This is a genomic window from Actinoplanes sp. 13, assembly GCF_056134165.1.
Genome location: NZ_JBVYOQ010000027.1, coordinates 100,904 through 108,893 on the forward strand (window position 1 = coordinate 100,904; position 7,990 = coordinate 108,893).

Sequence of the window (7,990 nt, forward strand, 5' to 3'; positions counted from 1 at the left end):
GGTGACGGACCTTCGGACCATCACCGTCGGCGGCTCGCCCGTCCGCGTCCTGGACAGCCGCGGCGGCCCCGCGGTGCTGATGCTGCACGGCTCCGGACCCGGCACGACCGGGTCCGGAGCCTGGGCCGGGACGGCGGAGGCGCTGGGCCCGTCCTGGCGTTGGGTCGCGCCGGACCAGGCGGGATTCGGCGGCACCCCGGTGCCGCCGGGTTCCCGGGGCGGCCTCGAGCTGTGGGCCGGGCAGGCCGCGGGCCTCATGGATGCTCTGGGCGTCGAGCAGTACGCCGTGATAGGGCACTCCATGGGCGGCGCGGTGGCACTGGCGCTGGCAGCCGCGCGGCCCCGGCAGGTCACCCGGATCGTCGCCGTCTCGACGATGGGCACCCCCGGCGCGCCACTGTCCGCCGACCTCGACGCGATCTGGGCCGCCCCCGCCGACCGGCACGGGGCCCGGGACATGCTGAGCCGCCTGTTCTTTGACCCGGCGCTGGTGACCGACGCGGCCGTCGACGCGCGTGCGGCCGCGATGCGAGAGGGGGCAGCCGGCTACGCGTCGTTGTTCCCCCCGCCCCGGGCACGGTGGGCCGACGACCTGACCGTTCCGGCGTCGGAACTGGCCGCTGTCCGCGCTCCCGTACTGCTCGTCCACGGCGCCGAGGACCGGGTCACCCCGCTCACGACAGCAGCCCTGCCCCTTCTCCACCACCTGCCCGACGTACGCCTGCACGTCCTCGGCCGCTGCGGTCACGTGCCGGCGGTCGAGCATCCGCACGAGTTCCGGCAACTCCTGTCAGGCTTCCTCAGCCGGGACTGATGTCCCGATCGGGCACCGATACCCGCCGGGGCCGGTCAGTGCCGCACGTGTCGCTCCGCCGGTCGATCCCCGTTTCTCAGACCTGGGCCAACACCATGATCCGGCGAACCGCGAGGCCATCGAGGAGACAGCCGCGCCCACGAGGCCGGCGCGGAGGCAGGCACGCAAGTCCCCGGCGGGCTGATCGCCGCGGGTCCGACTGGCACGCTGATGACCTCGAGTGGATAACCCCGCCGCCGTCCGGGCCAGGAGGCGCCGCCCGTCGCGCCGCCGGCCTCGGCCCGCTGGTCGACCTGCTCGACGACCGCACCGAAACCCTGGGCCTCGATCACCGCGATCTCCACCATCGCGCCGCGGCTCCTGTCGGTGATTGGCGAGTATGGGCAGTTCAGGGCAGTCTTTCCAAGTGCGCGACACTGCTCCGCCCCTGGCGGAACAGTGTCGCGCTGGATATCGCCGGCACCTGATCCGGGCCGCCGGTGCGGATCTCACATCGCCGCAGGCCGTCACTCAGGCACGGCGCTGCGGCGAAGAAGGCCGCGCAGCGCTGAAGGCTCCATGCCGGGGATGTCCGTGATGCTTACCGCTGGCCGGCCCTGGGGCTGACCATTCGTCACAGCGTCAGGTCAGTGGACAGGCTGTAGGGGGTCACAGTCGAGAAGCCGCGTCAGCTGCCGGCCTTCTCGACGCAGCTTGCGTCGCACCCGTTCACCGAACTCGGCCCCTTGCCCGCATGTCTGCGCTGCGTCACCCCACTCCGCTCTGGGATGGCGCGCGTATGCGAGTGCCACACGCTGCTCATCCGGATGAAGGCGGGCAAGCACGCGATCGATGCGGCGGTCATCCCAGCCACCGAACCCACCGTTGAACATGGCTCCGACAGGGTCGACCGCCAACGTGTCGCTCAGGCACCTCGACGCTCTGCCATTACCAGAAGCAGCAACGGGTCGATCCAGGCAGTCGACGTGGGCGCCTCGTAGCTGGGTCTCCCACAGAGGACGGCTGCTCCTGCGGTACGCGACCGTGTCGATCCTGAGTTGTCGGACCACGTCGATGTCGCCGAGAGACTCGAGCGTGGCAAGCTCTGCGTGCAGAAGCGCCGTTTCGGCTGCTTCAATGATCGCCGGTGTCGGTCGGAAGCCAAGCCAGGTTTCCACGAACGCTGTCATGATCGCCGCCTTGATCATCGGCTCTCCGTACACGACGGCGTCGCGGGCGAAGGCGGCGACGGCAGCGGCCGTACGCGCTGTCGTCGCCGCTTGCATCTCCGGATCGGCCGATGAGACTGACGGGTCGGCGCCCCGGCGACCGACTTGATGCCAGTGGCTGACAGTTGCGGCTAGCGCATCCGTGAAGACACCGATCAACCCGCGGTCTGGCTCACGCGCCCAGCTCGACTCCGCCACAGACAGGAGATCTGCCGGTACTAGAAACTCGAGGACGGTGCCGGCGGGTTGGGCAGCCAGCCACGACGTGAAATTTGACGGCCCGGTGTCGCTGCTGAAATCGATCGCACCGATCGCGAGCAGCTGCTCAGCTAACGAGGGGGGTATGTCGCTATCCACCGCGCCCCTGGCGGAATGACAGGCCGCCAGTACCACGACCGCCGTCGACCGCGTCGCTGTGATCGCGGCGGTCAGCTCATAACTATCCATGGCGGCCGTCGCGTCGTCGAGCACATGATGCTCGCCAACTTCGTACTCACCCCAGCCATGACCAGCGAAGTGGACGAGGTTCGTGCTCGGCTCGCCGTCCCCGCCGGGCACGTACGGTTCATCTGATTCGACCCGATCTCGGCAGTTCTCGTGGGATGTCATCGCCCTCTCCTTCAACGCGCTCTGTGTTCAAGGTGCGAGAACTGGCAGCACCGGCAATAAATCTTGGTCTGGTCCGGTCCGCGGCAACTGGAGAGAGACATTTCCGACGGTGCGGAAGGAGTCAACGGTGCCCTTCCAACGCCGCACAAGATTTTTGCCGGAAGGCCACAGCCTGAGCCCCTTAAAGGAGAAGGACGTTCTCTCCCGAGAAGGAGCCGAAGATCATGAGCCACCACGACACCCCGCCGTTGCTGACCATGCGCAGCGCAGTCGTCATCCTCGCGGCTATCCTCGTCGGCTTGGTCGCCGGCGTATTGAGTTGGCTGGCTGGCCACAACGAGCCGATGGCGGTGTTGTTCGGCGCCGGAGCGACTGGCGGCAGCGCGGCTGCTCTCCACACTTTGATCGATTGACAGCAACCGGGCTGTTTGCGTCCTCAGTGGCGGTGAGGAGTGTCGAACACCGTCATCTCGCCTGCTCGACGCTTCCGGGCACGTCATGGAATTTTTTCGGTCGCGTAGCGGATCACTGCGAGAAGGAGAGCGATCGTGGCGCCGCAGGCGCCGCCGCCAGTGACGATCGCCAGTGGAACAGCGACATTGCCGGCGGCGGACAGCAGTCCCGCGGTGGCGCCGACCATCACTCCGGCGATGAGGCGAAGCCGACCCAGACGGCGCGCGGAACGCCAGGAATCACCGCATGTGCAACGGGCTGTGGTTCCTCATTGTTGGAGCTGGGAGGCCTTGTTACGGTCATGGGGATATGCCTTCCCTTCGGGCTCTGGCGGGTCCTTGCGGGCAGGGGATCGGAAACGGCATCCGTGGGCTAGACGGGTGCCGTTTCATCTGTGTGGGGACTGCTCCGGGCTCAGTGGGTTGAGCAGGCCACTCCCTAACCGTACGGAGAGCACTGCCTACAGAACAGACCGGTGGGTAAGCAAGAAAGAGGAATGAGTGCGGATGAATGCCGCGTTCCCGGCTACCATCTTCTTCGGATGGCGCACCCCCGTGGTTCCGGCTGTCGATCCGTGCACCGCCGTAGCGGCGTCTGGTTCTCCATTTGTGCAGGTAACCCGAGGTATAAACATTGAGCGGGTATCCCGGCCTGGCGCTGCGGTCGCAGACTAGAACCGGCACGAGCCCGCGATCGTGGCAAGCGGTGCTCGGCCGTATACGTCAGCGGCTGCCGCGGCCGGGCTGCGCCGGCGTCGGCCACTCTCGGTAGCGGCCCGCGGCCAGGCGCTCGGCGTCATGGGACTCATTCCGGTCAATGCGGTGTCGCCGGACGCGATCCACAACCCGAGCCCGGCCGCGCCTGCTGCGGCGAGTGCCCACCCGATCGGTCGCGCTTGTCGAAACGCCATCTCGTCACGAGACCATCCCTCCGCCAGTAGATCGAACGCCATCACGCCGATGAGCTACACCGTCGGGCCGTGCTCAAGACGAGGACGTCGAGGTGAATCCGCCCGCAGTGGCGGTCTCCACCGACCTGCCGGCTATCAAACCAGCACCGCGAAGGTCGACGTCTCCCCGTACGACTCCGTACGGGCGCTGGCCGATACCGCCGCCCAGCTCGGCGCCGTCATGCACGCCATACACACCGCCGAGCTTTCCCCGGCGCAGGCGTCGCCGGAAGCGATCATCGAGGTCGATCTGGTCGGCACCGCCCACGTTCTCGACGAGTTCGCCCGGGTGCTCGCCTCCGGCGGGGTCGGGCATCGTCATCTTCAGCGAGGCCGGGTCACGTGATCCCGCCGCTGCCGCCCGAGCAGAACGAGGCCCGGGCGCGTACCCCCGGCGGTGACCTTGCCGGACTGCCGTTCCTGCAACCCGACACCATCGTCAACTCCGGCGTCGCTTACGCCGTCGCGGTGTCCATGAGGGTGCCCCATAGCCTTCACTTCCCATCTATTGCAACGACCCGGCCGTGCCGTTGCGTTAGATCTACAGCGAGTGCAACGATTTCGTGCCGTTGAGCTGCGAATCGACTATCAGAAAGCAACGTAAGGCTTTCGGAATCCATGAAGGCAACGTAGCGTTTCCTATGTCAGAAACAAGCAGCCGAAGGAGCTCACGATGCAGAAGTTCGCCACCCCCGCCCCGGTCTCTGCCGTCCTCGACATCCCCGCGGGGCGTATCCGGTTCATTGCCGCCGATCGGGCCGACACCACGGTCGAAATCCTGCCCGCAGACGCCTCCCGCAGCCGTGATGTGAAGGCGGCGGAGCGCATCGGGGTCGCCTACGGCGACGGCGTCCTGCGGATCGAGGCCGCGGAGGCGACGAGCCGGGTCCTCGGCGCTTCCGGATCCGTCGAGGTGACGGTCCAGCTGCCCGCCGGTTCGCGGATCGAGGCGAAGGCGGCCACCGCCGAGTTCCGGGGCGTCGGACGCCTCGGCGACGTCACCTTCGAAGGTGCGCAGGCCTCGGTGAAGCTCGACGAGGCCGCGAGCGCCCGCATGACCCTGCAGTCCGGCAACGTCTCGGTTGGCCGGCTGGGCGGCCCCGCGCACATCAGCACCCAGAAGGGCGACCTGCACATCACCGAGACCGTAACCGGCACCGTCACGCTGCGCACCGATCACGGCGACATCTCGGTCGGTGCCGCCCGGGGAGCCTCCGCGACCCTGGACGCCGGCACCAGCTACGGCCGCATCCACAACGCGCTCAACAACACCGACGGCGCCGCCGCCGGCCTGAACATCCACGCGACCACCGCCCACGGCGACATCACCGCCCGCAGCCTGTGAAGGAGCACCTCATGACCAACGTGACCAATGCCGGACAGGACCGTCCCGAACTGCAGAAGGCCATCAAAGCGTTCGTCGACGCAGGCTTCGCCGGACTGCAGATGCGGGTCCACGACGAACAGGGCGCATGGGTAGGCAGCGCCGGAGTACGCAAGCTGGGCGAGACCACCAGACCGCCGACCGACGGCCGGTTCTGGGCGGGCAGCGTCGCCAAGACCTTCACCGCCACTCTGGTCCTGCAACTGGTGGCCGAGGAAAAGATCGCACTGGACACCCCGGTGGCCGACCACCTGACCGACCTCGGGCTCGATGAGCGGATCACGGTACGGATGCTGCTGCAGCACACCAGCGGCCTGTTCAACTACACCGGCGAGTACTACCCCGACGGGACGGTCGCAGCGGGCATCCCCGCCACGGGCAAGGAATGGGTCGACACCCGGTTGCACACCTACCGGCCGCAGGAGCTCGTCCAACTGGCGTTGTCCAAGCCGATGCGGTTCGAACCCGGGACCGACTGGAGCTACTCCAACACCAACTACACGCTGGCCGCGCTGCTGATCGAGCAGGTCGCCGGCGGGTCATACGGCGAGCAGATGCAACAGCGGATCCTGGGGCCGCTCGGGCTGCGGGACACCGTCCTGGCGGGCAACACCACGGACCTGCCCGAGCCGCACGCCCACGGCTACTGCCGCTACCAGGACGGCGAGGACTGGAAGGTGGTCGACGTCTCCCGGCAGAACCTCTCCATGCTGCCCGCGGCCGGTGGCGCCATCTCGACCACCCAGGACCTGCTCACGTTCTTCTCCGCGCTCAACTCCGGCAAGCTCCTGCCGGCCGAACTCCTGGCGCAGATGCGCACGCCCCAGGGGCCGATCGACTACGGCCTCGGACTGTTCGTGCAGGACCTGGGCCCGGACTGCGGCGGCACCATCTACCACCACAACGGCGGTGCCCCCGGCGGCTACGGGGCCCTGATGTACAGCACACCCGACGGCAGTAAGACCATGACCGCCGGGATCACCATGGGAGACGCCGCGATCAACCCGGCCGAGGTGTTCCCGGCCGCGTTGGACACACTCGTCAAGACGGTGTTCTGCAGCGATCACGCCGGGCACTGACCGAGCGCGCGGACTGCCTCCCACCACTTGCCGGACGCCGGCCCCGCCACTCAACGCGAGTCGTCTTGCCGCTCGCACGGCGGCCAGCACGTCACAGTGAGCGGCTCGGCGGCTACGGCAGGTTGACGGCCTGTTCGCGCACCTCCGCTGGGTGGCCTGCAGAGCCGGGTTGCGCGCCGCTCGCCGTGATCGCATCCGGCGGTACGGAAAGTCTGGCAGTGCAGGGTAATCAGCCTGCTCGAAGTCGTGCCGGACGAGGATGCAGGGGCCCGCAGGTCGGCTCGCCGTCGTGGCCGACACCGATGAGGACGGTGCGGGCGGTGCAGCTGTAGCAGACGCCCGGGCGCGAGGATCTCGTCGTGGCACGGTGCGCAGACCCCGCCGCGGGGCCAGATCGCGTGCGTGGCGCGTCGGCGCCGGCAGCTTGTGCAGACCCGGATCGGCCGGGACACGCAGCCGTAGTAGTGGAATCTGTCGTGCGCCCGGGATCCGGCCCTTCCGGGCCCGGCCACACAGATCGCAGGCGGCGACCACGTCGAGCAGGCCGCCCAGGGCGTGCCATGCCAGGCCGGGGTTCTCCGCGCGCAGCACCGCGAGGCCGGCGGCGGCCAGGCCGCGTCGCTGGTAGGGCTCCGCGCGTAAAGCCCCGTCGCCGTCTTTGGGCGCGGCCCCCTACCTGCTCGCTTCCGTTGGGCGCGCCAGGCTTCGCGCCGTCGCCGGGCGCCGCACAAGCTGAGCCGAAGCCTATGGCGGCGGAGATCACGACAGCCAACCGCAGCCGCGACGCTACGACAATCTCTGGGCGCGGATCCGCAGCCAACTGCAATGGGCCGACGTCCACCGCGGTGACGCAGCAGGTCGTGGATTCGCTGCGTCGTGCCGTCTCTCTCCCACTTGGCGTAGTTGTCGTAGACGGTCTTCGCGGGCAGGAGGTGGTGCGGCATCACTCCCACGCGATCCTGGTGCGCGTGACGTTGAAGATGGGCGTTTGCGATCTCCCGCAGATCATGCACCGGCTGGCTGAACCCGAGACCTGGCCGGGCTGCCGCCACTTGCGTCAGGACCGGTTCGATCAACGCCGACCGCGCGTCCGACAGGTGGGATGGATATGGACGCCGCTCCATCCCCCTGTCTTGCCAACGAGCCGGAACAGCGTCCAACGAGCGGCGAACGCGAATCAACCCGTTAGAAGATTAGATGCCCTCTTAGAACTCCTAACTCTTTGAGTGGTGGAGACGGCGCCAGCAGATCAGGGCGCAACCGAGTTTGAGCAAGGCTTCGTGGATGTCGTCACGGATCTCCCAGCGGATGCGTAGCCGCCGGAACCAGTGCAGCAGCGCGAAGGTCTGCTCCACGACCCAGCGCATCTTGCCCAGCCCGGAACCATGTTCGGTGCCGCGGCGGGCGATGACCGGAATGATGCCTAACTCGCGCACCAGGATGCGGTACTTGTCGTGGTCGTAGCCGCGGTCGGCGTAGACCTTCGGAGCGCGG

9 protein-coding genes are annotated in these 7,990 nt (G+C 68.1%); 5 read left to right on the plus strand and 4 right to left on the minus strand.

Annotated elements, in window-relative coordinates; translation table 11 throughout:
• Position 1: 1 nt before the first annotated feature.
• The gene (locus AC0NH5_RS34720; RefSeq protein WP_474411295.1) at positions 2–814 is read left to right on the plus strand and encodes an alpha/beta fold hydrolase; all 813 of its coding nucleotides are present in this window, start codon (positions 2–4) and stop codon (positions 812–814) included.
• A 626-nt stretch (positions 815–1,440) separates the two neighbouring features.
• Here AC0NH5_RS34720 and AC0NH5_RS34725 read toward each other — a convergent pair.
• Positions 1,441–2,631 (minus strand): hypothetical protein, encoded by a 1,191-nt coding sequence (locus AC0NH5_RS34725; protein ID WP_474411297.1) that lies wholly within the window; start codon positions 2,629–2,631, stop codon positions 1,441–1,443.
• Between the two features lie 224 nt (positions 2,632–2,855).
• Between AC0NH5_RS34725 and AC0NH5_RS34730 the strand changes: the two genes are divergently transcribed.
• Entirely contained in the window at positions 2,856–3,044 is a 189-nt protein-coding gene (locus tag AC0NH5_RS34730; RefSeq protein WP_474411299.1) for a hypothetical protein, read from the plus strand.
• Positions 3,045–3,127: 83 nt separating this feature from the next.
• Here the strand turns inward: AC0NH5_RS34730 and AC0NH5_RS34735 are convergent, their stop codons facing one another.
• Positions 3,128–3,271, minus strand: a complete 144-nt coding sequence (locus AC0NH5_RS34735; RefSeq protein WP_474411301.1) for a hypothetical protein — start codon at positions 3,269–3,271, stop codon at positions 3,128–3,130.
• 610 nt (positions 3,272–3,881) lie between these two features.
• Between AC0NH5_RS34735 and AC0NH5_RS34740 the strand changes: the two genes are divergently transcribed.
• From AC0NH5_RS34740 to AC0NH5_RS34750, 3 genes are all read left to right on the plus strand, one after another.
• On the plus strand, positions 3,882–4,379 hold the full coding sequence (locus AC0NH5_RS34740) for a hypothetical protein (protein WP_474411303.1): 498 nt from the start codon (positions 3,882–3,884) through the stop codon (positions 4,377–4,379).
• Between the two features lie 327 nt (positions 4,380–4,706).
• Positions 4,707–5,378, plus strand: a complete 672-nt coding sequence (locus AC0NH5_RS34745) for a DUF4097 family beta strand repeat-containing protein (protein ID WP_474411304.1) — start codon at positions 4,707–4,709, stop codon at positions 5,376–5,378.
• Between the two features lie 11 nt (positions 5,379–5,389).
• Positions 5,390–6,496: a serine hydrolase domain-containing protein gene (locus AC0NH5_RS34750; protein WP_474411306.1), complete on the plus strand. Its 1,107-nt coding sequence runs from the start codon at positions 5,390–5,392 to the stop codon at positions 6,494–6,496.
• 50 nt (positions 6,497–6,546) lie between these two features.
• Here the strand turns inward: AC0NH5_RS34750 and AC0NH5_RS34755 are convergent, their stop codons facing one another.
• Together AC0NH5_RS34755 and AC0NH5_RS34760 are read right to left on the minus strand one after the other, a co-directional pair.
• On the minus strand, positions 6,547–7,620 hold the full coding sequence (locus AC0NH5_RS34755) for a transposase (RefSeq protein ID WP_474411308.1): 1,074 nt from the start codon (positions 7,618–7,620) through the stop codon (positions 6,547–6,549).
• Positions 7,621–7,710: 90 nt separating this feature from the next.
• Positions 7,711–7,990, minus strand: a 280-nt coding sequence (locus AC0NH5_RS34760; protein ID WP_474411310.1) for a transposase, incomplete at its 5' end; no start/stop codon positions are given.

What these genes read in the sequence shown, in the direction of transcription:
- AC0NH5_RS34755 (WP_474411308.1), bottom strand. Translation starts at nt 7,620, where the DNA reads ATGGAGCGGCGTCCATATCCATCCCACCTGTCGGACGCGCGGTCGGCG.
- AC0NH5_RS34730 (WP_474411299.1), top strand. Translation starts at nt 2,856, where the DNA reads ATGAGCCACCACGACACCCCGCCGTTGCTGACCATGCGCAGCGCAGTC.
- AC0NH5_RS34740 (WP_474411303.1), top strand. Translation starts at nt 3,882, where the DNA reads ATGGGACTCATTCCGGTCAATGCGGTGTCGCCGGACGCGATCCACAAC.
- AC0NH5_RS34735 (WP_474411301.1), bottom strand. Translation starts at nt 3,271, where the DNA reads ATGGTCGGCGCCACCGCGGGACTGCTGTCCGCCGCCGGCAATGTCGCT.
- AC0NH5_RS34745 (WP_474411304.1), top strand. Translation starts at nt 4,707, where the DNA reads ATGCAGAAGTTCGCCACCCCCGCCCCGGTCTCTGCCGTCCTCGACATC.
- AC0NH5_RS34725 (WP_474411297.1), bottom strand. Translation starts at nt 2,631, where the DNA reads ATGACATCCCACGAGAACTGCCGAGATCGGGTCGAATCAGATGAACCG.
- AC0NH5_RS34750 (WP_474411306.1), top strand. Translation starts at nt 5,390, where the DNA reads ATGACCAACGTGACCAATGCCGGACAGGACCGTCCCGAACTGCAGAAG.